Source organism: Kitasatospora sp. NPDC024654, assembly GCF_055559155.1.
Map to the genome: position 1 here is coordinate 1 of NZ_JBVHLF010000263.1, position 1,451 is coordinate 1,451.

General features: G+C 71.1%; 1 protein-coding gene. It reads right to left on the bottom strand.

Annotated features, from left to right (window positions below; all coding sequences use genetic code 11):
• A partial coding sequence (locus ACZ38L_RS39510; protein ID WP_465702996.1) for an IS1634 family transposase occupies positions 1 to 1,451 on the bottom strand: 1,451 nt, incomplete at both ends.

Below are 1,451 nucleotides of genomic sequence, written 5' to 3' on the forward strand. Positions count from 1 at the left end.
CGGTCACGTTGCCGATCCGCAGGGTGAGTTCGCCGAGGTGGTAAAGGATCATCCGGCCGGTCGGCCGCACCCGGCGGTTGTCCGGATACAGGCCAGCCATGGTCTGCTCGGGACCCAGAGCCCGTCGGACCTGGCGCTCGATCAGGCAGAACACCAACAAGGCCAGGCAGATCACCTGGATCAGCGCGGCGACGCGGTGGTTGTGCTGCACGAACACCGGGGCGACGGCGAGCGGGCCCTTGAAGTCCGCGTACCGGCGCTCGACCGCCCCCTGGCCCTTGTACCGGATCAGGACCTGCCCGGGATCGGCCTGCTCGGCGGTCAACGGTGTGATCAGCGCATACCAGCCGTCGGCTCTCGCCTCGGCGTCCAGGACCTCCTGGTCGAAGGACCACGACAGTAACGGGCGGCCCTGGGCGTCCTGGGTGACCTGCCAGCGCAGGCACGAGGCGACACGCCGTGTCGCGGCGATCACCCCGACCCGCGCGGCGACCTTCTCAGCGGTCTTGTAGTGCCGCCCGCCCGCCGCGCGGGCCAGTTTGTCCAGGTCCTCGCCCGCCCGGGCCAGGCGCTTGGCGCGGGCGGCCCGCTGGCCCTTCGCGTTGCCGCTGGAGTGGACCAGGATCCGGCGCACGGTCAGCATCGGGTCGCGTTTGCGCGGGCCGGCCAGGGTGTGGACGTCCTCCAGCACCCGGTAGACCTCCCGGTCGGCCGGATCCTTGCCCGCGTCCCGTTCGGGCACCCAGTCCACGACGGCGGCCCGCTCCAGGTCCAGGGCCGCATAGACCTCGTCCTTGACCCGCGCGGCGGGGACCGGCGCGATGAACGGCACCCGGGCCTCCAACAGCGCACCGACGTTCGCGTAGGACACCAGCTTGGAGTCGGCGACCAACAGGAACTCCTGCTCGCCGGCCATCTTCCGCAGGTCCTTCATCGCTGCGACCACCTGACAGACCTCGGCCGCCCCGCCGCCGAAGACCCGGGCGTGGACGGGGATGCCGCCATCGCCGGTGACCGCGAGCCCGGCCTGGACCTGCTTCAGGTCCACCCGCCGGTCCTTGGGATGCCCGTACCCGATCACCGGGAACTGCCTGTCCTGGTCCTCCTCCGGATAGGCACCGTGGACGGACATGCTGGTCATGTCCCAATGTAACCGGCCCACGTCGATGCCGAACTCAGCGATCGCCCGCGCGCCGACCGTGCCCGCGAGCTGCTCCAGCCTCGGGGCGATCGCGTCCAGGGCGCGGGCCAGGCGATCGTCGTTGAGCAGCGTCGCCTCGATACCGAGGACTTCCTCGACCGCCCATACCCGGGCCCAGTCCCCGACCCGCTGCAAGGGCGCGGGCGAGGTGAGCCGGTTCGCGACCAGCGCCTCGATCACCTGGCCGTGCGTCAGGTGCGCGCTCGCGTCGATCGGACACAGCTCGTCGACGATCCCAGCGACATCCAGC